Source organism: Natronococcus sp. A-GB1, from assembly GCF_029688845.1.
Classification (GTDB): domain Archaea; phylum Halobacteriota; class Halobacteria; order Halobacteriales; family Natrialbaceae; genus Natronococcus.
Window position 1 is genome coordinate 149192 of the sequence record NZ_JARUKW010000011.1, and the last position, 24590, is coordinate 173781.

Below are 24590 nucleotides of genomic sequence, written 5' to 3' on the forward strand. Positions count from 1 at the left end.
CGGGCGATCGGAGGACGGCTCGCGGTCGCTTTGGAACCGACCGACAGCACTCCTTCGGCGACAGCGGAGCGATCTCAACGCGAACTAATTAGTTCTGGACATCCAATCGGGGGCTATGTCTACGCGACCGGAGCTGTCGGAGTGGCTCTCCGACCGAGCGGGATTGGTCGTTCTCACTCTCATCAGCGTCCTGCTCGCGGCGCTCATCGTCCTGCCGTATCTCCAGTACGTCCTGCTCGGCGTGATCCTCGCGTACATTCTCATGCCCGCCCAGCGCCAACTCGAGAGGTACGTCCGGTCGATGACCGCCGCGCTCGTGCTCGTCGTCGTCGCGATCCTGACGATCCTGCTGCCGGTGATGTACGTGCTCGCGGTCGCGCTGGGGCAGGCACTCGACATCGCCATGGATGTCCAGGACGGGACGCTCAACGTCCAGGATATCGAACAGCAGATCGAAACGGAGTTCGGCTACTCGGTCGATCTGCAGGAGACGTACACGACCTACCAGGAACCGATCGCGACCGGGCTACAGGAGGTCGCGACCGGTGCACTCGAGTTCGTCGGCGGCGTTCCGTCGATCGCCATCGGACTGACGGTGACGGTGTTCGTGCTCTTTGCACTCCTCCGGGACGGCGATCGGCTCGTCAGCTGGGTGCAGTACGTCCTCCCCGTCGAGGACCACGTCCAGCGCGAACTCCTCACCGAACTCGATCAGCTCATGTGGGCGTCGGTCGTCGGCAACGTCGTCGTCGCGATGATCCAGGCCGTCCTGCTGGGCGTCGGGCTCATGTTCCTCGACGTGCCGGCAGTCGTCTTACTCACCGTCGCCGCGTTCGTCGCCGCGTTGCTTCCCCTGGTCGGCGTCTTCGCCATCTGGATGCCGGTTTCGATCTACCTGGCGGTGATCGGCGAAACCATCCCCGCGGCGATCCTCGTCGGCTACGGCCTGCTCGTCAGCGCCTCCGATACGTACCTTCGACCCGCCCTCATCGGGCGGACGAGCGCGTTCAACTCAGCGATCGTCGTCGTCGGAATCTTCGGCGGCCTCGTCGTCTTCGGTGCGGTCGGGCTCTTTATTGGCCCCGTCGTCCTCGGCGGCGCGAAGATCACGCTCGACCTGTTCGCCCGGGAGTGGGCGATCAGCGAGGGGAGCCCACCGGTCGGACCGCTTCCCGCAGCCGATCCCGCGGCCGACACGGCTCCGAACACGGGGATCACCGACGAGTCGCTGATCCCCGACGTGGAGGGCGACGACCCGGACGAGGAATCGACCCCGGAGCCTCCGGCCGAGTCTGAACCCGAACCGGAGTCCGGAGTCGACCCCGATCAGCCGGAGTCGCCGGGTTCGGAAACGGACTCCGCGGAGTGATCGTCGCCTCCGCGAAGAGGTGCGTTCATTACCCCGTGTCCGTAACTACCACGTATCGTGTCTCGGAACGAAACCCGGATTCGACGCGATCGCACCGGGCGGAGCCGAGACGATCGGGACCCTCGCTACACATGAACGGATCACACGCTACCGGGAGCCCCTACGCTCCCTACACGGACGACGAACGGACGGCGATGCTCGAGTCGGTCGGCGTCGATGACGTCGAGGAACTGTTCGACATCCCCGACGACGTTCGCTTCGACGACGCCTTCGGGATCGACGCGCGAAGCGAGCGGGAGACCCGTCGACTGGTACGATCGGTGCTGGGACGAAACGACGAGCTAACCGAGCTGCTCGGGCGGGGCCACTACGGCTACTACGTCCCCTCGCTGATCGACCACCTGGCGGATCGCTCCGAGTTTCTCACCTCCTACACGCAGTACCAGCCCGAGGTCTCACAGGGATTCCTGCAGGCGCTGTTCGAGTACCAGTCTCTTTTGGTCGAGCTGACCGGCCTCGAGGTCGCGAACTGTTCGATGTACGACGCGGCCACCGCGCTGGGCGAGGCCGCAACGCTCGCGGAACGGGTTCGGTCGACGAGCGGCCACCGCATCCTCGTCCCCGACCTCCTGCTCGAGGGACGGCGGAGCACGCTCGAGAACTACGTCGCCGGCACCGACCTCAAAGTCGAGACGTACCCGACCGACGACGCGAACGCCGATCTCGACGCGCTCGCGGATGCCGTCGACGAGGACACCGTCATGGTCTACGCCGAGAACCCGACGGTGCGAGGGACGATCGAGGAGCGACTCGCCGAGATCGGCGACCTCGCAGGCGAGGCCGACGCGCTGTTCGTCCTCGGCTCGGACCCGGTCGCACTCTCCGTACTCCAGCGCCCTGGCGACGTCGGTGTCGACGTCGTCATCGGCGACGCGAGCGTGCTCGGGCTGCCGACGAGCTACGGGATGGGCCTCGGCCTGTTCGCCTGCCGCGAGGACTACCTCCGACAGGTACCGGGCCGGCTCGTCGGTGCCGGCGAGGACGCGACCGACCGACGGGCGTACACGCTGACGCTGCAGACCCGCGAACAGCACATCCGTCGGGAGCGCGCGACGAGTAACATCTGTACGAACCAGGCCTGGGTCGCGTTACGAACCGCGATGCACGCCGCGTACCTCGGGCCGGACGGCATGGTCGACCTCGCGAACCGCGGAGTGACGCGCGCGGACGACCTCGCCGAACGACTCGACGGCATCGTCGGCGTCACGGCGCCAACCCACAACCGACACCACCTCCGGGAGTTCGTCGCCCGCGTCGATCAACCCGCACGGGCTGTCGCCGACGACCTCGAGAAGCGCGGCTTCGCCATCCACGTCGTCGGCGAACACGAGATTCAGGTGTGTGTCGCCGGCGTCCCCGACGAGCGGATCGATCCGTTCGTCGACGCCTTTGCGGAGGTGGCCCGATGAGCCGCGACGAATCCGAGCCGGCGACCGACGACCAGGTCCGGTATGATCAGGCCCGATACGTCGAGGACGGCCAGTACGAACCCCTGCTCTCGGAGAAGGATCGGACGCGAGTCGAGATCGGCGGCGACGACTCCCCGCTGCCCGACGACCTGACGCGGGACTCCCTCGAGCTGCCGGCCCTCTCCGAGCCCGAGCTGGCCCGCCACTACACGCGCCTCTCGCAGATGATCTACGGGATCGACACCGGCCCCTACCCGCTTGGCTCGTGTACGATGAAGTACAACCCCAAGTTCACCGAGGACGTGGCGGCGCTGCCCAAAGCTGCGGTCCATCCCGACCGCTCGGAGCGCTCGACACAGGGAACGCTCGAGCTCATGTACCGGTTACAGGACTATCTCGGGCGGATCGGCGGGATGGACGCGGTGACCCTTCAGCCGCCCGCGGGTGCGGCCGGAGAGTTCGTCGGCATCCGCGTCGCCGCGGCCTACCACGAACACAACGGCGAGGGCCACCGCGACGAAGTGATCGTTCCCGAGAGTGCCCACGGGACGAACTTCGCCACGGCCGCACTGGGCGGCTACGACGTCGTTTCCCTGCCCAGCGACGACGAGGGGCGGGTCGACCTCGAGGCACTCGAGGCCGCCCTGAGCGAGAACACCGCAGCCCTGATGTTGACGAACCCGAACACGCTCGGGCTGTTCGAGCGCAACATCACCGAGATCGCCGAGATGGTCCACGACGTGGGCGGCCTGCTGTACTACGACGGGGCGAATCTCAACGCCCTGCTGGGACGGGCCCGACCGGGCGATATGGGCTTCGACGTGATGCACTACAACGTCCACAAGACGTTCGCGACGCCCCACGGCGGCGGTGGCCCCGGCGCCGGCCCGGTCGGCGTCGTCGACGAGCTGGCGCCGTTTCTGCCGGCCCCCCGCGTCCGCGAGGCTGGCGACGACTCGAGCGGCTCCGAACCGGCCTACGAGCTGTTCGACCCCGATCACACCATCGGCAAGGTCCACGGCTATCAGGGCAACTGGCTCGTGCTCGTCAAGACGTTCGCCTACATTGCCCGGCTGGGCGACGAGGGCCTGTTAGACGCCAGCGCGACGGCCGTGCTCAATGCGAACTACCTCGCGAGCCGCATCGAGTACGACGTCCCCTACGAGCCGTTCCACCACGAGTTCGTCGCCAGCGCGGGCGACCAGGATGCGGCCGACGTCGCCAAACGAATGCTCGACTACGGCGTCCACCCGCCGACGACGAAGTGGCCCGAGATCGTTCCCGAGGCGCTGATGACCGAGCCGACGGAGGTCGAGAGCAAGGACACGCTGGATCGGCTCGCCGCCGCGTTCAACGCCGTCGCCGAAGAGGACGACGAGATCCTCGAGGCGGCCCCCGAGCGAACGGCCGCCCGTCGGATCGACCAAACGGCCGCGGCGCGGAGCCCGCGCCTGTCCTGGCACGCCCTCGAGAACGACGCCTCCTGAAAACGGACTACGTTCGGTACGGCTCGAGCATCGCCTCGTCGAACGCGACTGGCGCCCCGGAGCGGTCGAAACAGCCGTACTCGGTGATCCCCTCGATGTTCGTCCGGCCGTCGCTCGAGAGCGCGTGGGCGATCCGGATCGTCTCGTCGGTAATTTCGAGGACGTCGCAGTCGACCCGCAGCGTCGTCCCGAACAGAACTGGCGCCTTGAACTCCCAGCGCCAGTCCCGGATTCGGTAGGGTTCCTTGTCACCCCGCAGGTCGTCGAGGGGTGTGTCGTGGGTCTCGAGGTGACGCTCGAGGGCGACGTCGGCGAAACGTGGATACTCCTCGAAGTAGGCCAACTCGGCGCCCTCGATGTGTGGACTGTGGATCTCGAACGACGAGGAGAACGATGCCAGCCCGTCGCCCGTATCGGTGCCGTCGTGGGGGCCGACCGACGGATCGCGATCGACGCTGGCGTCCGCGAACGCTGCCTTAACGTCCTCGGGCAGTTCCAGTGCGGCGCCGTCGGGCCCGATCGTCACGTGGGTCATTCGGGCGGTCGCCAGTCGCTCCCCGTTGCCGTCGTTGATCTCGTAGACCAGCTCCACGCTCGAGTCCCCGACGCGTCGGGGGACCGTCTCGACCGAGATCGTCTCGCCGATTCGGGGGTAGCGGTCGACGGAAGTACTGACGACCACCGGAGCGTAGGGGATCCCGTCGTCGGCGAGGATCTCCGCGAAGGAGTAGTCGAAGGCGGCGGCGATCTCCTGGGTCGAGATCAGCTGCCAGTCGAAAAACGACGCTCCGTGCGCGAGGGGGCCGGCGAACTCGCCGAACTGTACCCGGCGGTCGTCGATCGTTTGCATGTGTGTGGCTGTACGTCCCCGCCCGTTAGGATCGTACAGGAACCGGCAAGCGATGCTCGAGGGAAGGGAAACGGGGACCGACCGTGGTCGGCGACCGCCCCCGGATCGTCCCGTCCCCGTTCGAGTCGGCCAGTTAGATCGTTGTTAGGATCACCACAAAATAAATAACGTGTCGGGCAGGAACGAACAGTTAACGGGAATGTCGGTAGTGAAACAAATCGTCCGAACGGGGCCGGCCGAAGTCGAGCGATGATCGGATCGACGGCGACGTCCGTCGACGTCCTCCAGGCCGCGATCCGAGCCTTCGGCCTCCCGGTGCTGTTCGGGGTGTTCGTGCTGAAGGGAGCGCTCGTCGGCAAGGTCTTTCCGACGAGCGTCTTCCTCCCCGGCTACGTTGTCGGGGGCGGCTTCACGGGTCGCGAGGCCGCGCTCGTCGTCGTCGTCGTCACGATCGCCCACGTCCTCGGGCAGCTGGCGCTGTATCTCGCCGTCAGCCGCTACGGCTGGTCCGTTCTCGAGGAGCTCCCGTACGTCGAACTCGACCCGCAGTCGCCGCGGTACCGTCGGCTCGATCGCTGGTTCCAACGGTACGGCGGGCTCGCGATCTTCACGACCAACGTCGTTCCAGTGAGTCGGGGCATCATCGCCGTTCCCGCGGCGTTGAGTTCGTACTCGGCGGGTCGGTACGCGTTCCATATGTCGATCGCGACCGCGCTCTATCACAGCGTCTACGTCGGCGCCGCGCTCGCCAGCGTGGCGGTCCTGGCCTGAACCGCCGTCGGCGCTCTCCGGCCGGCTACCGCCCGCAGCCGTCGTGCCCACCCTCGAGGTGTTCGAGCAGAGCCGGATGAAGCGGGCCGTTCGAGCCCAGCAGGGCCGACCGCCCCTCCGTCTCGAGTTCGAAGACGAACGGTTCGCCCCGCTCGTCGGTGAGCCGGGCGCCAGCCTCGCGAGCGATCACCAGTCCAGCGGCGACGTCCCAGGGGTAGGTGTCGTACTCCCAGGTGGCGTCGGCACTCCCACTGGCGAGGTAACAGAGATTGAGCGCGGTCGAACCGAGCCGTCTGACGCCGCGTGTCTCCTGGTAGAACCGCGTGAGAAAGGAGCCGTCGGGATCGTAGCCGGAGATGAGCATGCTCTCGTCGAGGCGGTCCCGGCTGGTGGTCTCGATCGGATCGCCGTTCCGGCGGGCCGTCCCGCCGGCGATCGCGCTGAACAGCTCGTCGGTCTCGGGGACGTAGACGACGCCGACGACGGGATACTCGTCCTCGAGCAGCGCGATCGCGATCGAGTAGTTGGGGTTGCCGTGGGCGAAGTTCCCGGTCCCGTCGAGGGGGTCGACTACCCAGGTGTAGCCGCCCTCGCGGACGTCTCGCGGCTGTTCTTCGGAGACGATTCCGTGGCCGGGGAACTCGTTTTCGATCACCGTCGTAATGATCCGGTTGGCCTGGTAGTCGGCCTCGGTGACGATGTCGGACTTGTCGCTTTTGACCCCGACGGACTCGACCTGCCCGTGGAGCTCCCGGAGCGGTTCGCCGGCCGCCTCGGCCGCCTCGGTGGCGATCGTCCGCGCGCGCTCGAGGAGGCCGTCACCGTCGACGCCGGTTTCCGACCGCGACGCGGGAACCCGCGGGGGCTCGTCGTCGCCGCGAACGTCCCAGCCGAGCTTCTTCGAAATCGCGGTGAAGAAGTGGTCGTCGTGGCTGGTGTGGACGACGTGAGCGAGCTGTTCGGCACCGGTAACCAGCACCTCCTCGCCCTCCTCGAGGAGCGCGTTGGCTCGTCCGCCGTCGACCAGCAGGCTCGCGGGCCCCTGGGTACGGATCCGGAGTTCGGTCTCGGGCGAGACGACGATCGGTCGCACTCCGAGCTGGTGGGTGTGCAACGGAACCAGCTGGAGGGTGTGGTTGTTCGCGGGGTAGTGGATCGGACCGTTGGCCGACAGCGAGACGCCCGTCGACCCCGTCGGCGTCGAGACGGCGATCCCCGTTCCCTCGAACTCGCCGACGTACTCGTCGTCGGCGTAGACGTCCAGTCGGGTGATCTTCCGGTCGATCGGGTTCTCCGGCGGGACGTGCTCGATCATGACGTCGTTGATCCCGGTCGCCTCGAGGCCCGATCCGCGGACGGCGACCTGCTGGCGGCTGTCGATCGTCGCCCGACCGTGGATCACCTCGTCGAGGGCCGCCTCGAGGTCTTCGGGCTCGATCCGCGAGAGGAACGCGAGCGTTCCCGTGTTGACGCCGAGCTGGGGAACGCCTCTCGGGGCGAAGGTCTTGATCCCCTCGAGGAAGGTGCCGTCGCCGCCGATCGTGACGCCGAGGGTGGCCCGGTTCCCGTCGTAGACCTCGTCGATCGACTCGCCGACGTCGACCGTCGAGAGCCCGATCCCGCGGTCGTCGGCCCAGGCCGCGAGGCGGGCGACGACGTCGTCGCTGTCGGGGCTGACGATCGCGATGATCTCCTCGGTGGTTGCGAGCCGACGTCCTTGCATCGAGTGGGTCGTCGAACCGCGAGACTATGGGTCTGGCGCTCGCCCTCCGATCGACCGAAAGCCGCGTTCGACGCCGCAAGAAGGCGCTCCGCGCCGTCCGAAACGCCGAAGTCGAGCGTTCGATCCGTTTCAGGCCGCACTCGAGTCGATGCCGTTGATCTGCACGAAGCCGTAGTCGCAGTCCGGACAGTGCCACTTGACCTTCTTGCCGAGGTGCAGCGTCGTGCTCGCGGCGCGGTAGAACGTCTTCTCTTCGCCGCAGTTCGGACACTCGTGGTCGAGTTCCAGGGCCATACCGGTCACTACCGAATCGAGCGTGTTTAACGTACTGATTCGGGCGAGCGGGGACGATCGACCGCCGTCGCGGACGGCGAAGTTAAGTGCGAACCGTCCGTCGATCCCGTCATGGCGATCTACACCGGTCGCGGCGACGACGGCGAGACCGACCTCCGAGACATGACTCGCGTCCCGAAGACGGATCCCCGAATCGAGGCCTACGGCACCGTCGACGAGCTCAACGCGCTGGTTGGCACCGTTCGCCCCACCGGGTACGACGACGTCGACGAGCGACTGCGAACGGTCCAGAACCACCTCCACGTCGTTCAGGCCGATCTCGCAAACCCCGACCCCGACGACGACGACCCCGAGATCCGGGCCGACCACGTCGAGACGATCGAAAGCTGGATCGACGAGTACGACGAGGAACTCGAGCCCCTGACCTCGTTTATCCTGCCGACCGGCAGCGATCACGGTGCGCGGCTTCACCACGCCCGCGCGGTCTGTCGGCGCGCTGAACGCCGCACCGTCGGGCTGGCCTCGAGCGAGCAGATCAACGAGCGGACCGTCGAGTACCTCAACCGCCTCTCGGACGGGCTGTTCACCGTCGCCCGACTGGTCAACCAGCGCGAGGGCGAACCCGAGGAAGCGCCACAGTACTGATCGCTCGAGCGAAGCTCGGGAGTGAAAGGAAGGCTTAAGTCGAGCGCACGGATATCACGGGATGCGGGTTGGTGATCTAGTCCGGTTATGATACCTCCTTCACACGGAGGAAGTCGGCAGTTCAAATCTGCCCCAACCCACTCGAAATAATCCGTTTTTGCAGGAGCGAATTCGAACGGTTGAGGGTTTGATCTTCACGTTTTCACTTCCTCTGAGCTGGGCCGGTGGAATGCATTGATGCATCCCGCGGGCGATCCTGTCGCGCGCCCCGCCGCAGGTAGCGATTACGTTGAAGGACCGTGCACTTAGTGCCACCGACCGACGCGCGATCGGGACGACAGCGATCTCGACACGAGCCCCGTCTCTCGACACCAGATCCAATGATAGACCGTTCGAAGGTTGCTAAGGGGGTTTATCGGGGTTTAGAACCTAAATCGAGTAATGCCTCCCAACCAGCACACACCCGAAGAGATTGAGGATATGGAGCACTGGCAGAGACAGTCAATCGCCAACCAGTATGATGCGAATCCGAATGCCGGGAAGACAGAATTGAAAGAGGAGTTGATAGAAGCTGTTGAGACCCCGGCAGAACCCGACGTCGTCGAGCACTCTCCAGAAGAAATCCGTGAGATGGAGTACTACGAACGGCAGTCGATCGCTTCCGAGTTCGACGTCCATCCCAACTTACCGCCTAGTGAGCTCGAAAATGAACTACTCGAAAAAGTGAGTGACGGGAATGTTGAAAATGAAGAGAAGGAAACGCCAGACAGCGGAGGGGATCATGAAGACGACGAAAGCGAGAGTGAAGACAATGTAGAAAGTGAAGAGCGAAAAACGCCAGGCAGCGACGGGGAGTATGAAGGGACCGGGGATGTTGAAAACGAGGAACGGTCTACGATTGACGCCGGGGACACCGAGCAGTCGTCACTATCGAAATGGGAACCCGAGACGATTGATTACCCCGAGTTCAATTCCACCGTGAGTGACGACGAGATGAGCACACGAGTCGAACTCACTGACGAGGAGTGGGGGGACTCACCCACCGGCGACAGTGACGGGTTTGTCAACGACGATCGTAACAGGGACGGGGGCGGCCACGGGGCGGAGCGGCTAGCCGAAGCAATTGTTCACTCAGGCACGGCGCTCACCGGGAGCGACCGGTGCCCGAATTGCACTCATCAAAAGGATAACACGATATTTTACGACAATACTCACGCCGCTTGCCTGGGGTGTCGATCAATATACCCCCTTAGCAAACTCGGACTCACCCCGCCCGACTCATCTAGCAACGACACTCACCACTACCACGAATTCCACTAACCCACCCCCGCGGTAAGTCACCCCTCACACGAGCATATTGTAGGCACCCTCTTCGGAAAATATGCCGCGTTCGCCGGGGGGTGAATCACCCCGAATAGAGGTATTAGAATCGTTTTTAGACTCTAAAAACACCGCAGAAATGGTAAGAGTCACCCCCCGGGGGGTGATGCAGGGTACAAACCCCACCCCGGGGGCAGGGTCAACCCCGGTTTGGACAAACCATTCACCCCCACTCCCGCGCACCCACCGCGCCGCGACGGCGATGGTTGACTGGCGAGGAGGATCGATGACCGGTCCGACTCTTCTTTTAATTTCGACAAGTCACCACACCCTTTCTAAGTTCGAAATACCCGGGCGTGGTGAGGATCGAGAGGTTCAGACCCTCTTACTAGTTAATTCCGTAGCCCACCACACCTAAACAGGATATTGGAGTTAAAGTAGGTATAGAGGGGGGGGTAAAAGTACCCCTTGGGGGTAAGATATGGGCGTATCCCGCGGTGGTTGTGGTAGAGCACTTGATTTGCTGGTTAGAGACCCTGTAGTCATCGATCCTTGCCACAACCGGTTTGAATCGTCTCTGTATGGGTGTGGTGGTCTCATCGGTCCCCTTCGATAATTTACCATCGTCGTCGCGGGTGGGTGAGGTCAGTTGCGTAAATTGCGCGGGTTCTTCGCTCATAGTGTGGGCATTCTTCATTCGTCAACTCAATGTGGTGAATGATTTGTCCAAACGCAGACCCTCAGCCTATTTCGTGGAGAAATAACGCGTATGATCTTGGTGAGCAGTCAATCGTCCAAAAAAGTTTATAGCCATCCGGTTCCAAGGAATGATCAAGCAGCAACCAAAACCCAACCACGCTCGCTACACTCTGGATCCCAACCAATCCCTGGATCCCCTAAAACTCGATCCCGCGCGGTGCAACGCGCGGGAGCGTGTTGGTCGCTGCGAGCCTTAACCAGGTGCCAACACATGCGAGCTAACAACACCGACAGACTTGATAACGTCGATCATGACCGATCGAAACCCGCTCGAATCAAACTTCGAAGCGGAGAATTACTAGAAGTCGAAGGTTACGACACTCACGACGGGTGGGTTGTTATCCTCGAATCCGGGCAGACCGGTGTAATCGGTAAAATCCCGCGCGAGAACGTCGCGTGGATCGACCGCGACGGAACCACCCCCGTCAGCGAGTTAGAAGCGCAGACCGAAACCAGTGAGTCAAGTCGTGAAATCCGCGCTGACGGCGGAACCATCGACACGGACTGGGGACTCGCCGGGAGCGAGGAGTCCGCTGAGCGAGATTTATTCTCGCGCGAGCAGCGCGCTTGCGACGATCCAGCCGAAGCGCGCGCAAAGGAGGAGGAATGGCTCGATCGAGCGGAGGACTGTCCAGGGCCCGAGCGAATAGATTACTTGGGTGAGTCGGCGGCTTGGATGCAGCGCGCCGAGTGGCTTGAAGCTGATGAGGAGGAGCGGAAGAAAATGTACCGTGCACACGATCGAGTGGATAACATCGGGTTGGATCCCAGGTGGTAGAATGTCGGGCGAAGACACGATCGATGCGGACGCGCACGGAAGCGACGACGCGGTAGACCTCACCCCCGGTGATGGAGACGGTGAAGATGCCCCTGAGGAGTTCGCCGAGCGATTCCCCGGCCACGACGACAGTGGGGAAGAGGAGTGGGCGAGTGAGTTAATGGACTCTCTCGACGATGAGACCGACGACGAGTCCGACACCAGCGACGGTGAGGAAGAGGAAGAGGAAGAGGAAGAAGAGGGGTTGATGAGCGACGAGGACCGCGAGCAGCTTGGAGCGGTCGGTGACGATTACGAGCACGAACCGGTGGACGTCGATCTGCGATACAATATCGATTTCTCCGTAAAAGCGGAGCTCGACACCGCGGCGTACAACGTCTCCGAATCGACGACCCGGCTGAAAACCGCGTCGTACCGGCCCGAAGATGGTGATGTGCTCTCGATTCAGGCGAGGATTCTATCAGCGGACCGCGTGGATACGAAAGAATCTGCGGTCGGCGGGCAAGCTGCTTTGAGGATCCTAATCGCGGACGGCGGTGCGGCGACGCGGATCCAAATCCCAGGGCAGATCGGTGTAGAGCCCGGTGAAGACTTTGAGATTGGAGATGAAGTCGTCGTCACAGATCTCGAAGTGACCGAGAAGAAGGGGGACCGGTTCCCGGCGCTCGAATGGCAGGCAACGAGCTCAATCGAAGTAGTATCGAAGCCGAGTGTCCCGTTATCGGATAAAATCACGATCACTCACGGGATCGAGCAAGCCGCGCGGATGTACTTGAACACGGACCGTGCATGGGCCCGTGAGGAGCTGGTGAAAACGATCCTCGAAGAAATGCACGTCTTAGCGCCTTTCGGGGAGGATGAAGTGTGGCTGTATATCGACGACGAGGATAGGAGCGATCACGGTCTCTGGGTGCCGAACGGCGACGAGAGGCTCCGATCCAGACTCTCCGAATGGCTACCAGCTGACGCGAAGACGGGGGGTGAGAAGGGCAAAATTGTCAACGAGCTTGTTGACCGCGCCAGGTGTGAGCGCGAGGAAATGGCCGCGGGAGTCCCCGACGACGCCGATCTCAAGTGGATGGTCGGAGTCGAGAACGGTGTGATCGATCTTCGAAACGGTGAGGTGCACGATCACGACGCGAAGTGGCGGCTCCGCTCGAAGATCCGAACCGAGTACAAACCAGACGAGTACGATGGACTCGGAGGCGGGCTCGCGGAATTCTTAGACGATGTGACGAAGACCGACGATGACCGCGAATTATGCTTAGCAATGGCCGCACACAGCTTGATGCGGAATCACTCGATTAAAGCCTCATTCCCCATCTTAGGCCCATCGAACTCTGGCAAGTCGAAGTGGCAGGGCGGGGTTCGGAAGATGCTGGGGGGTGAGAACGTCAGGTCGGTGAATTTTGAAAAATTCGCCGCGGGGAAAGGCTTCGAAAGCGGGAAAGTCCGCGGCGCGCACGCTGTGATTGACGACGACGCGAGCGGTAACGAGATCCAAGATCTGAGCTTCTTTAGAAAGGTGACTGGCGGTGAAGACGTCTCGATTAACCAAAAGTACGAGAAATTGGAGGATTACGCGCCGTACGCCACAGTGTCGCTGGCGACGAACGAGCCGCAGCGGTTGAAGGACCCGAAATCCGGTGTGAAGAGTCGAATTTATCCAATAATCATGCCTCACCGCTACACCGACGAGGACGACGAACACCGCGATAAAATCCCGGTGAGAGAGCTTGAAGAGCAGATTTACGCTGACGAGGAAATCGAGGCGCTGCTGGTCGCCGCTGTTGAGAAAGCGCAGGAAATGTTCGAGACCGGGAAACCGGGTTGCGACCGCACTGAGAAGGAGCGCTGGTCCCTGTACCAGCAGTGGGCGGACTCAGTGCAGCGATTCTTCAACGAATGCGTCGTATCGAGCCCAGACCACACCGCGCCGAAAAGCGCTGTATACGAAGTATACAAGCGGTGGTGCAAGGATGAGGGCGTTGACGCGCTCGGTCCAAGTAAATTCTGGAAGGTGGCGAAGCGCTCAGCGACCGTGTACTTCGAAGCAGGCGGTACATGGTTCGATTCGAACACGCGAGGAGTTGATCATATCCAGATTGGCCCAGACGGTCTCGATTACGCGCCGGACGCGGTGTTAGATGGATTAGACGCGAACGGGACGGCGAAAAGCAGCCTCGACACGGTGACTCCAATAGGAGAGATCAGTTGGTTTAGAGGACCTAGCTTCACGACGATCGAAGGTGAAGTTGTGAAGGCGAGCGAGGAAATCGCGCTTATTGAAGATGACGACCAAGCAGTTGAATTGATCAATGTCTTCGACGCGGGCACGTCTCTCGAAGCCGGTGACAGGATCCGTGTTGAGCGTGCGAAGATCCGAGGTAAGGAGAAGCGATTAGAGTGCTACCCGGATTACACAGAGATTCAGATCCTCACAACGAGACCTGAGGATGAAGATCAATCCCGCCTCGATGACAGCGACGACGGCGACGACCACGACGACACCGGCGACGATCCAGACGACGACGGTGACGACGGCGGTGAGGATCTTGTCAACGGCCCGGACGCGGGGATCGATGTGGAGACCGTCGATAACATAATCCGTAGCATGGCGCGAGAGGACTTATCGCGGGCGAGGTTAGCGGGGCACGTTTATGGTCAACTGGCCTCGCGCGTGGATAAAACCACAGTGAGGGCCAGGATCGATAAACTCGCCGCGCGAGGTGACATAATAGTCGCCGACCCGATCAAACCAGACGACGAGGAAGAGCCTGAGGAGGGGGTGAGTGAGTCATGAGTCTCTCCACGTCCCCGTCACCGTCAGAAACTCACCTCACCGGGGGGAAACTCAAAGAGACCAAGTGGACAATCGACACGCACGCGAGCGAGCTCTGCGAGGACCTCCCTCGCAGTGACCGTGTTTGGCGGTGGGTGGATTGTCCACTCAGGTCGCGGTTGAAGCAGTGGTTGAGGCATCACGGGTTGGTCGAGCACGTCGTCGTACGTTACTGGCGGACGGTAGAGGAGCTCGAATCGTACTTAGAGGAGGTTCACGGGGGGATTGAGTGCGATGCAGGGCAGGTCCTACTCGCCGACCCACCAACTCACTCCCGGTCGAAGAATCGGCGTGATTCACGACGGACAGGGACCGACCCTGTTTGGCGGGCGACAGACCAACTCACGATCACCGGTGAGCGGACTCACTTACCCACGCCGGTCACAGGACCGGACCACCGTGAAGCTGGTCAGAAAGGGGCTGAGGCGCGTCACGCGGATCCGTGCGAGTTAGTTCACGAGGATCAACTCACTGTCACCGAGTTCAACCAGAGACCGGAAGGGCAACTCACGCTCGACGACTTCCGCTGACGACGGTGGTTAGCTTGTCAACGGGGCGGAATCGTAGTCTAAATCCCCCTGGTACTCCCATTCTATTCGATCATATCCGATCGAGTCGTCCGGTTTTTCGTAGCGTCGCCTTGCGTTGTATCGATTGATTCGCCCGGTCATGGTCGATCACCCGGTGCATTCATCGAGGGTCACGAGGAGGCGTGCGAGGCGCTTCGAGACATGGGGTGGAGCGAAGATGGGATTAGAGAACTCGAAGAGTACGCTGGGCCCGAGGAGTTCACCAGGTGTGTTTGCGATGAACGGAAGCGCGCTGAAGCGTGATTCACTCATTTTCTAACCCGGTGGAGTGGTGTTTCTAAGGTGATACCAGGGTTCGAGCCGACATGAGCTGGTTTGTCAACGGTTTGTTTTGGACTCACGCTCGCAGGCGCGAATAGCCCCCTGTCACCCCCTCTACCCGTCATGGTGAATCCAGTGGCGAGTGAGTGAGTGAGTTGAGCAGGAGTGGTGAGTTAGCCAACCCGTGTTATACTCTTCCAGTTCCTATGAATCATTAGAGGGGTTCTTGGTTGGGTCCCCTCAGGTGCCGGGCGACACCGAACGGGTCTTTTCTCACGCCCGGCACCCTCAGAACTCGCAACTCACAAAAAGGGAAACTATGGGCAGGTGACCAACCCCCGCCTGCATGCCCCAATTACAACCTTGGCGCACGCCGCTCGTCGATTACCCACAAAGCATTGCAAAAGGCTGGAATCTCGTGTCTAAGGTTAGCTAACCTGTCTTACAGGAGTCCAGCACCTATCTACTATCATGACGACTCGCCCCGTGTACCAAGAGCCACAGAACCGTTTGAGGATTGAGAACCGATTCCTCGAAAAATGCGATATCCTTGTGTCCGAAGACGGCGAGCGCGACGAGGAACAATGCTGGATATGAACGCTGATACGTTTCGGTGAGGGACGCCGAAGCGACGCTTGAAAGTTTGTTAACGTAACCTAACCAACCCGTCTCCTCCCCAACCCATACGAACTACGTACGGTTTGTAACTCCGTCGTTTTTCGCATCCTCAGCACTCCTACCAGCCGAATAGTGGTTTTCATCGGCCGATTTCGAGTCACGATATTTCGTGAACCCATACAACTGTTTCACGCGGGTCGCCTCTCTCTGGGAATCCGGGTAATTGAACGGCTATTACACATAAATAAGTAGTGGTGGAATTCACTCACAACCGTGCAGCAGTTGTGGGAATTACGTCGGTTCGATGACGCTCTCGTCGATCCGTTCGAACCGTGGTCGTTTCGGCAGCCGGACCGGTATGTGCGTCACTCGGAGTTGTCAAGTCGGTCGGCGAGTGCGTCCATCACTTCCCACAGGAGCCCGGACACTGAGCGTGCACCGAACGAGATCGGCTCGTACGTGTACGCGTCGTTCGTGTCATCGCGTTCCTGATAGTGGAGTAATCCATCGACGTGAGGGTTCGGTTCACAGTGGAATCCGCAGTCGAGCCCGTCCGATTCGCTGTAATGGATGGTGTAGTACGCCTGTATCGGGCTCCGCATCCAGGCATCGTTCGTACGGTCGGCTGCTTCGGGACCGGGTGATGGATTCGGGATCCACGTTACCCGGAGAGACGCGGTCTCTGTTGGTCGCCTGAACCACGATGGATCGAGCGTGGCCCGTAATTCCCGGTACTCGTCCGGTGGTTCCCCCACAATGGATCGAACCGCAGGGTGTCGCGCCAGTTCGCCACGTAACTCCCGCAAAATGCGATGTCGATCACGACCCGGTTCCGAGCCCCCATCGAAGCGAACACGTCCTCGGGAGGAGTCAGAAGTAGCGCGTCGGTGGATGCCACCGTCAGACTGGTTATTCGACACACCCCGGTAGCCGGTCATACGGTGATCGACGACGGGTCAGACGTCCAGGTGTCGTAGTTCTTGATCGCGTCCTGCACGAGCGAGAGCCGATACCGGTCGAGTTCCCAGTCGCTTGCTGCCCGCGTCAGTTCGTATGCCAGCTCAGCAGAGACCTCGTCCACGGCTGCTCGTTCACGGAGTGTGTCGGGGGAGTCAGCGTCATACTCGGCTTTCCACTCCGCGATATCTTCTTTCAACGCCACTGCCTGCTCTGCAAGTTCCCGTTTTGTCGTGTCTTCGAGTAACTCCCGGACGTCTCGGAGTCGTGTGTACAGCGGATCCGGATAGTAGTGGCGGACTCCGTCCTGCTCGGTCGCCATCACGACACCAAGATCGATGAGTCGGCGCAGATGGTCCCGCGCGGTATTCGGAGAGACGGCTGCCTCTTCAGCGATCCAAGAGGCGGGTCGGGGCTCCGAAAGCGTCATCGTGACCGACTTCACCCGATCGAACGCCGACGCGTGCTCCTTCCACGCCCCTACCCATTCTGGCTCGTCGCCGGACGCATTTTCGGGCGGCATACGCGACAGTAGTCGCTTGAGCACAATAATTCTACTCCTCCTCAAATTATTGCGCACTATCTGCTAGCTCTCAGGGAGTTGCAGTCCTTCCCTGCAATGGGAAAACTAAAATCGGCCGGCCTGCAATAATTTTCGAACAATTAGGTGGATCTGTCTACGTAATATTTGACTCAGACTACGATGATGAGTCAGAGGCTATCATCAATAGGCAATTACTCCGTCTTGTTGACGCTGAAGAGGAAGACTGGCCCTCGGGAGTCTATGATCGCCACGCTTGCTTCCAAGAGAATCTAACTGAATGTATTCGAACCTCTCTTGGACCTGATTTCTACGATGAGGCACTCCGAGATGGCTGCGACAAATACGGATATCACAAACAGTCTCGGGGAGCAAAGAACCCGACAGTCATGTCTAGTGTATTCAAGACTGCAAAAGAGGATGATCGGTCTGTCTCGAAGATTGACGAAATTATTGATCACGCCCTCACTATGATTTAATTAAAGCCCTGGGGTTTTTATGCTCCGCTCTGCGCCGCGTTGGTGATTACTCCTCCTCTTGTAGTGTCGATTTGATTTCATCCCTTGTCTTCCCCAACTTCCACCGGAGACGATCAAGCCCGTCTTCAACCGTGATTGGGTCAGCATATTCAACATCGTCAGATCGGTACACTGGCGTTATGTTAACGGTCTCCGTTGCAGCAGGGTCGTCCGTGATGATGTGGATGTCGTACAGGATGCCAACCTGATCTCCATCCTTGAGGTCGATCACCGCTTCGGTGACCGTCATGTGTTGCATCGGATCAAGCATTGGGTTGCTTCGATCGTCAGTGTGGACGATGATCTGCATCGAGTGCATCTCCTCTTTCGGCAGTGGGTGGCTCAGCGTGATCGCAGCGATGCCATCGACTGACTTCTCGATCTCATCGATAACCGCCTTGATCGGCTCTGATAACGCCCGTCTTCGTGCTGTCTGGTCGTCTTCGTTGCTGTCGAGGTTATTTTGTTGCATTTTGGTATAAGGGATTGGTTGGCTGGTGTTACTGTGCGGTGTTGACGTTCTCGATGAGATCAGCAAACTCCTCAAGGACTGTCTCTGAGCTGGCAGAGCGTTTCTCGCACCAGTCGAGGGCTTCTTCTTTCGTGAGCAACTCTAACGTTTCACCGTACGTTGTCCCATTTGGGGTCTGTTCGGCGTACTCCGTAGCCGCACCGCCTTGACAATGCAGGAAGTACTCACCGTTCGAGTCTTTGTACAGCGTTTCTGCGAGGGCGTGGAAGTCACCCTTGTCTACTATGGCCCCATGCTTGGCAATTCGGTCCGCACTGTCCGTGTCGTAGACCTTTCGGTTGATCACGCGTTGCATTGCAAGCCGGACTTAGACGCATTGTTTAAAAACCCTCGTAGCAGGCGGGTAATCGACCGGCTAAGACGTTTATTTAGTTAAAATAATCTTGGACTATTTGTTTCACAGGAGGCTGGAGCGCGCGTATTCTTGTGATTTTGGAGATATCATTCACTATTGTCGCGTAGAGCAGACCAACCGAGGATGTTGATTGTAGTAGGATACGCGATGCGACGTTCAGATCTCGCTGCCAGACTAACTCGATGGTGGGTCCTCTAGTTAGATAAGCAATAACTCTGGACAAATCGTACTTCCCCCTACAATAGACAGACCAATCTTGTCCGCAACGTGAAGAGCGTCATTTCGCCTTTTGAGGTACCCGAACACGTCTATTGGTTTGTTTGGTGTTTTCACCGGAATCGATAACTTGTGTCAGTCCACAACACAGCAATATGAAACGGTTCCTTCGCTACTTCCTCTACCGCGAAGTGTATCGGTTAATCCGCAAATCGATGCGCGACTCGGGTTCGGATTCGACGTCCAACTCTCAGCCGGTCGAGCCAGGAAAGGTAATTGAAGAAGGGCGGCATTCAGTCGGAAATGCGCAGGGCTTTCCGGCTGACGGCGGTCGGATCGAATCACCGGCGCAGCTCAAAGCCGTCCTCCAACGAATGGATGCGTACGATTTCGAGCACTTTGTCGGTGATCTCTGGGAACGGATGGGGTGGGAGACGGAAGTCTCGACAGCCGCCGCGGACAAGGGTGTAGACGTCACCGCACAGAAGGCTACGCCGTACGAGCAGACGCTGCTCATTCAGGTGAAGCGATACGGACCGAACACGACCGTTGGATCACCCGAGGTACAACAGTACGCGAGCCTTCGCCACCAGTACCACGGCGTCGATAAGGTGTTGCTCGTCACGACCAATGGTTACAGTCGCCAGGCGAAGGAAATCGCCGACCAACTGAACGTCAAACTCATCAACGGAGACGAGCTCGTCCAACTTGTCCTCGAACACGACGCCCTCGACCTGGTCGTCAAGTATCTCGACTTCGTCGAAGCCGTTCCCGAGGAGGACACCTCGCAGTCAGCGGAGCAATCGGCCGATCGACCGGAAACCCCGTCCGAAGCAGGAGCGCCGTCGTCGGAATCAGACGCTTCGGCACCACAACCGACTCAGATGGGGAGTCCGCCTTCCACGCGCTGGCATAAGATGGTGATGGGGGCGACGATCGGCTGGGTCGTCGTCTTTTTCAGCGTGGTGGCGATCCCGGAGGCACTCTGGGGTCTACTGTTTCTGGCGACGTGGGTCGCGCTTCCGGCGGCGCTTTACCTCGATGCTCGTGAGATTGGCGACGTTACCGACTGGCCGAAGTACACGTGGGTCTACGTCCTCACGTCATTGCTCTGGTTCGTCGCGGTCATTCCCGGCCTCATCTACCTCTGGCGTCGTCGATCCGTTCCGGTCAAAGACGAGAAGTATTCGGCGTCTGGCGAGCAAGCGTCGTCGATCGATACGTCTCAGCCCAGTACTGAGGAGCAGCGCACGGAAGCATCGAACGAGTCGAAGTCATACGCAGACGTCGAGGGGTCAGCGTCGGAATCACGGTCATCAGGAACGGATTCCGATGATCGGGATCACGCTCGCGTCATTGGCTACGAGGAGGAACGCTACACGTGCCAAGTGAAGCGATCGCCCAACGGCGAGTGGCTCGTGGCGTACGGTCGTGGTACCGATCCCGACGACGCGCGGGTATTCGTCTATGACGATACCGGGTTACGGATTACAGAGACGATCGCGGAGCCGACGACCGCGTCAATCGCCGATTCCGGACGAACCGTCGTTATCGATGCACTTGACCCGGACGAACACTCCTCGAAACTTCTCGTCTTTGAGCCGGACGGCACACAGCTCCTCACGCACTACTTCAACGCAGACGTCGCCGATTGCGACGTTACGCCGGATGGCGAGTACGTGGTCGTAACGACGTATCCACCGGACGACAGCGCCTACGTATTCGACCTAGGGTCTGGTGACCGACGGACGAAGCACGAGTTACGCCATGAGAAGGCGAGACAGGTTACGATTCGAACGGAAGACAGTGGATGGGAGATCCAGTTCAGTACGGATACAGGCGCAGATCCGTCGTACGCTATCGACTTGGATGGCGAGGTCGTTTGGGAGGGAACCACTGATCACGAGAAAACCGTGCAGGAGGATGTGGGGGAACGCGACGATCCACAACGTCTCCGTGAGACGATCGAATCTCTCCGCGACGCGTACGACGCCGCCGAAACGGAACCGGAACGAAACGACGTTGCGCAGTCGTTAGCAGACGCTCACTGGTCGATGGCGAACGCGCTCGAAGACGACGATCCCGAGGCCATGCAGGACCACCTCGAACAAGCCAAGGAACGGTACTTCGAACTGCTGCCCTGGTACGAGGGCAAGTCGGGAACTGCGAAGGTGCTACGAAAGCAAGGGTCCCACTATCTCGAACGCGGGGAGGAGGAACGAGCAGCGGAGTGCTTCCGACAGATCAAACAGCTCGAAGACGAGTATAGCGTCCAGTTGCTGACGGAAGAAGACGAGCAGCATTTAGAGAGCCTTTCGTAGCCTACGAGTATTATTCGGGGTCGATGAGCGGATTGGATCTGATGTGGTCGAGCGTCTCTGTATCGGCGTACCTGAGCATCTCGTAGTAGTGGGTTGGGAGGATGGCTGGTTTCGGCGGAAAGCCCGCGTAAGGGGGTGAATGGTAGTGCGTTCGCTTTCCCTTGCGAGGGTGTTGATCCCACCGCCGTTTTCACTCTCGGTCATCCGTCCAGTTCTCCTAGTAATGGACCTCGAAGTCGCTGCTTGTGCACCACCGAATATCGTAGTATGCCTCCTGAACAGCGGTCGAGAAGTACTCCGAGGCGAAGATTGCGGTGAGCATTGGTTTCCCATGCTTCAGATTCAGGGTTGTCGAGTGAATATAGGGGCAGTATCGAGCCGCTGCTTGATACTCATGAGAATGGTCCGGTCAACGCCCCCAACGGGCGTATGCGAGTGATTTACCACCAGACTTCTCAGTCCGCGTTTGCTGTGGCGCGATCACTCAACCGGCGACGAGCACAGTCATCGAGGCAGAGTTCGTCTTCCAAGCTAACCCACGTCGATAAGTCGTCCCAGGTGTCCTCAATCTCCATATCGAGGCGGTCAGCTGCGTCGAAGACATCGATGCTCGCGGGATCGGTGGCGTCATAGTGGTTCCGCAGCGACTCGATTTGCTCTTGGATCTCGATAACGTTCTCTCTGAGGTCATCCAGTGTGCTCTAATTCCAACACTGCATGGCGTTTTCAATAGAGCACTCATGTCTGCCATGAGGGCGCTACGTAACCGGGTATGAACTTCCTAGACGGTCCACTAGACAATCCACGCTGCGAGTCTTGTTTTACTTTCACCTCGATCTGGGTAGAGTTATGAACTGTCGGTTACTTCAATGTGATACGGAATGCTGCCGAACGACAGACTGGAAGTACACTGTCTGAACGTGGATCACGGGGATTGTACGATCATCCGGCATCAGGGGGATCAACACAAGACGAAGGGACGGATTTCGTTCGTCGATATCAACGACTGGAAGAACCGGCAACCCGAGGACGAAGAAGCGTCCATCGCCGGGTTGAGCAAGCAGCTGGAAGAGCTTTCGCTGCACACCTCACAGAGCGGTCGATCGTTTTACAAACAGCAGATCAGCGAGGACGAGTACGCCGAGAAGTATCTCGATGATCCACTTGAGTATTTCCGGTCGGACGTCGCTGAACCCGATCAGAATATCTGGCGATTCATCTCTACGCATCCCGATATGGATCATCTCTCGGGGCTTGACCGTTTGTGGGACGAGGAGTCTGTCAGTATCTTCTGGGACACCGATCACGAGAAGGACCTGAGTGGTGTGGAGGACTGGCCACCAAAGTATGAGAAGGCTGACTGGGATCGGTACGCCGAAATCCGGAGTGGAGAGACGGATTGCCAGTACATCCAGCCGACGAGAGGCAGTCAGGAACAGTACTGGCAGGACGATAACATCGAGATCCTGCATCCGTCTCCGGAGATCGTGGAGGAGTTGAATGAGGAAAACGAGGACAAGGACAGTCCCAAATTCAACGATATCAGCTTCGTTCTCAAATTGAATACGCGAGGCGGTGCGATCCTGCTTCCAGGGGATGCTGAACAAGATGCCTGGGACGAGATCCTCGACGAGTGGGGTGAGGAGGTGCTGGAGGACATCCGGGTTCTGAAAGCATCACATCACGGGAGGGATAACGGGTTCCACAAGGAAGCGGTAGAGGCTATGGACCCAGAATACGTCGTGCTCAGTGTGGGTGCGAAACCTACCACTGACGCACATCAGAAGTATCGGCGAACCTGCCGCGACGACGCCAAGATCTGGTCAACGCGACAGTACGGAACCATCACGTTCACCATCGCAAATCGAGGTGCGTTCAACGCGTCTCGCGCTGTCCCTGATGGGATCTTTGATCTGCCGGGAGAATGAACGGCCAGAATCTCACGGTTTACGATTTCGTTGTGGATCTCATTCCCGGGGTGTTCGCCATTCTCCTTGCGTTGTCTCTGCTTCCCGCAGAAAGTATCGACGGCATCGATATTACCGAGGTAACTGTTGGATCGAGCGTGTTGGTTATTGTTCTCGGGTATTTTGTGGGTCATCTGGTGCAGGCGGTTGCGAGCCCGATCGACAACTGGGTGTATTTCCTGTGGCGGGAGGACTATCCGTTTGAGAAGTCGTTGGAGGAGGCGCGGAGTGGATCTGTTGAGGATCGGTTCGATGAGAACATCCAGATGTTTTTTGATTCAGATGACGTTGATACTGATGATCTCAAGGAGTACGAGATGTTCAAACTGACGCAGAGCTATCTGTGGAACAACAATATCGGGCGTGCGCAGCGGTTTCAGGTGTTGTACTCGTTTCTTCGGAGTATGTGGATTCTTTTGTTGGCGGGGGCGGTGCTGCATGGTCTTGGGTTGTTTGCTTCGGAGTACGGCGAGTATCAGTTGGTGTGGTCGCCGTTGCAGTCGATCGTGATCGTTGTTACCTTGGGGGTGTCTGGAGTCATTGCGTACCTGCGGCGGTTGAAGTATCAAGGTATGATGGTGGATGCGTTGATCTTTGATTTCTACGCGAACGTGCTTTCCCAGGAAGAGTGAGTTCGAGGGAGTGATCTCACCGGGTTCCAGTGCGACCTCCTGTACGTGATCGTAGGTGTGGAGCAGCCGTCCGGCTAAAACGTGAAAAACGAAGCCGAACAGTACTACTGTAGAGAGATCAACCACGACCGGCTCTATCCGAACCTCGATACCCTGGTGAACGAGGAGTTGGTGGAGAAAGGCCAACTGGATCGACGCACCAACTACTACACGATTACGAACAGGGGTATGGACCATATCCGGGAGCGACGAAAGTGGGACCAACAGTACATCGACGTCTGAGCCATACGAGTTTGGCAGCGGTCAGTGTGGTAAGCCAATAAGGTTCAACTATTCAGAGGTCCCAACGGTGTCTAACCAATCGAATGCAAGACTTCACACCTACAGAGGGAGACCGGGTTCGGATCGACATCCCTGATGAACATGACCCAGACCACGAGATACATCATGGGAAGCATGGTCGAGTTACGAGGATCCTTTCAGATGATGCCGCGGACATAACCGGAGATCAATGTGATACGGAGATTTATCGGATCAAATTTGATGACGGGGGACGTGCTGATTTCCGCCATCATGACTTGCGCCCGCCACTCGAATAGTGAACCCTGATCGGTCGAAAATCGAACTTCTGATAGCGACGGTTCCCAATTGGAATTCTATCTCCGTATCCCATCAGATGTCTGTATTAGAGTAGTATAAACGATTATTTGGCAGACACGAGAACACTGGCGACATGGGATATCAGTCGCGGACGATCAAGCAAGTTCTTCCGGAG

Annotated in this window: 18 protein-coding genes, 1 tRNA gene and 1 pseudogene; 13 read left to right on the forward strand and 7 right to left on the reverse strand. The window is 59.5% G+C overall.

Going from position 1 to position 24590, the window contains the following annotated elements; all coding sequences use genetic code 11:
- The first annotated feature begins 115 nt into the window (after positions 1 to 115).
- From QA600_RS14125 to gcvPB, 3 genes are all read left to right on the forward strand, one after another.
- Entirely contained in the window at positions 116 to 1369 is a 1254-nt protein-coding gene (locus QA600_RS14125) for an AI-2E family transporter (protein WP_278292587.1), read from the forward strand.
- 131 nt (positions 1370 to 1500) lie between these two features.
- The gene (gcvPA, locus tag QA600_RS14130; protein WP_278292588.1) at positions 1501 to 2838 is read left to right on the forward strand and encodes an aminomethyl-transferring glycine dehydrogenase subunit GcvPA; all 1338 of its coding nucleotides are present in this window, start codon (positions 1501 to 1503) and stop codon (positions 2836 to 2838) included.
- Positions 2835 to 4325, forward strand: a complete 1491-nt coding sequence (gcvPB, locus tag QA600_RS14135; protein WP_278292589.1) for an aminomethyl-transferring glycine dehydrogenase subunit GcvPB — start codon at positions 2835 to 2837, stop codon at positions 4323 to 4325. The genes gcvPA and gcvPB overlap by 4 nt, the downstream gene beginning before the upstream one ends.
- Positions 4326 to 4332: 7 nt before the next feature.
- Here gcvPB and QA600_RS14140 read toward each other — a convergent pair whose 3' ends face one another.
- Positions 4333 to 5175, reverse strand: coding sequence for an acyl-[acyl-carrier-protein] thioesterase (locus QA600_RS14140; protein WP_278292590.1), 843 nt, complete (start codon positions 5173 to 5175; stop codon positions 4333 to 4335).
- Positions 5176 to 5424: 249 nt separating this feature from the next.
- Between QA600_RS14140 and QA600_RS14145 the strand changes: the two genes are divergently transcribed.
- Entirely contained in the window at positions 5425 to 5946 is a 522-nt protein-coding gene (locus QA600_RS14145; RefSeq protein ID WP_278292591.1) for a VTT domain-containing protein, read from the forward strand.
- A 25-nt stretch (positions 5947 to 5971) separates the two neighbouring features.
- On the opposite strand, the gene QA600_RS14150 is transcribed toward QA600_RS14145, so the two are convergent.
- Positions 5972 to 7669 carry an inositol monophosphatase family protein gene (locus tag QA600_RS14150; RefSeq protein WP_278292592.1) on the reverse strand — a complete coding sequence of 566 codons (1698 nt, stop codon included), beginning with the start codon at positions 7667 to 7669 and terminating at the stop codon, positions 5972 to 5974.
- 129 nt (positions 7670 to 7798) lie between these two features.
- Complete coding sequence (locus QA600_RS14155) at positions 7799 to 7963, reverse strand: hypothetical protein (protein WP_278292593.1); 165 nt, start codon at positions 7961 to 7963, stop codon at positions 7799 to 7801.
- Positions 7964 to 8074: 111 nt separating this feature from the next.
- Between QA600_RS14155 and QA600_RS14160 the strand changes: the two genes are divergently transcribed.
- The 5 genes from QA600_RS14160 to QA600_RS14180 all read left to right on the forward strand — a co-directional run bounded on the left by QA600_RS14160 (position 8075) and on the right by QA600_RS14180 (position 14268).
- Positions 8075 to 8608 (forward strand): cob(I)yrinic acid a,c-diamide adenosyltransferase, encoded by a 534-nt coding sequence (locus QA600_RS14160; RefSeq protein ID WP_278292594.1) that lies wholly within the window; start codon positions 8075 to 8077, stop codon positions 8606 to 8608.
- A 65-nt stretch (positions 8609 to 8673) separates the two neighbouring features.
- Positions 8674 to 8748, forward strand: a tRNA-Val gene (locus tag QA600_RS14165).
- Positions 8749 to 9049: 301 nt separating this feature from the next.
- Entirely contained in the window at positions 9050 to 9928 is an 879-nt protein-coding gene (locus QA600_RS14170) for a hypothetical protein (protein WP_278292595.1), read from the forward strand.
- A gap of 970 nt (positions 9929 to 10898) precedes the next feature.
- Positions 10899 to 11465: a hypothetical protein gene (locus QA600_RS14175; RefSeq protein ID WP_278292596.1), complete on the forward strand. Its 567-nt coding sequence runs from the start codon at positions 10899 to 10901 to the stop codon at positions 11463 to 11465.
- 1 nt (position 11466) lies between these two features.
- On the forward strand, positions 11467 to 14268 hold the full coding sequence (locus QA600_RS14180; RefSeq protein ID WP_278292597.1) for a DNA primase family protein: 2802 nt from the start codon (positions 11467 to 11469) through the stop codon (positions 14266 to 14268).
- A gap of 1873 nt (positions 14269 to 16141) precedes the next feature.
- Here QA600_RS14180 and QA600_RS14185 read toward each other — a convergent pair.
- The 4 genes from QA600_RS14185 to QA600_RS14200 all read right to left on the reverse strand — a co-directional run bounded on the left by QA600_RS14185 (position 16142) and on the right by QA600_RS14200 (position 18619).
- Positions 16142 to 16378 (reverse strand): hypothetical protein, encoded by a 237-nt coding sequence (locus QA600_RS14185; protein WP_278292598.1) that lies wholly within the window; start codon positions 16376 to 16378, stop codon positions 16142 to 16144.
- A 332-nt stretch (positions 16379 to 16710) separates the two neighbouring features.
- Complete coding sequence (locus tag QA600_RS14190) at positions 16711 to 17055, reverse strand: hypothetical protein (RefSeq protein ID WP_278292599.1); 345 nt, start codon at positions 17053 to 17055, stop codon at positions 16711 to 16713.
- Between the two features lie 744 nt (positions 17056 to 17799).
- Positions 17800 to 18264, reverse strand: coding sequence for a hypothetical protein (locus QA600_RS14195; protein WP_165161553.1), 465 nt, complete (start codon positions 18262 to 18264; stop codon positions 17800 to 17802).
- Positions 18265 to 18292: 28 nt separating this feature from the next.
- Complete coding sequence (locus tag QA600_RS14200; protein WP_165161552.1) at positions 18293 to 18619, reverse strand: hypothetical protein; 327 nt, start codon at positions 18617 to 18619, stop codon at positions 18293 to 18295.
- A gap of 650 nt (positions 18620 to 19269) precedes the next feature.
- Between QA600_RS14200 and QA600_RS14205 the strand changes: the two genes are divergently transcribed.
- From QA600_RS14205 to QA600_RS14220, 4 genes and pseudogenes are all read left to right on the forward strand, one after another.
- Positions 19270 to 21216 (forward strand): restriction endonuclease, encoded by a 1947-nt coding sequence (locus QA600_RS14205; protein WP_278292600.1) that lies wholly within the window; start codon positions 19270 to 19272, stop codon positions 21214 to 21216.
- A gap of 881 nt (positions 21217 to 22097) precedes the next feature.
- Positions 22098 to 23144, forward strand: a complete 1047-nt coding sequence (locus tag QA600_RS14210) for a hypothetical protein (protein WP_278292601.1) — start codon at positions 22098 to 22100, stop codon at positions 23142 to 23144.
- Entirely contained in the window at positions 23141 to 23815 is a 675-nt protein-coding gene (locus tag QA600_RS14215; protein ID WP_278292602.1) for a hypothetical protein, read from the forward strand. The genes QA600_RS14210 and QA600_RS14215 overlap by 4 nt, the downstream gene beginning before the upstream one ends.
- A gap of 39 nt (positions 23816 to 23854) precedes the next feature.
- A pseudogene (locus QA600_RS14220) lies at positions 23855 to 24097 on the forward strand (helix-turn-helix transcriptional regulator).
- Positions 24098 to 24590: the final 493 nt, after the last annotated feature.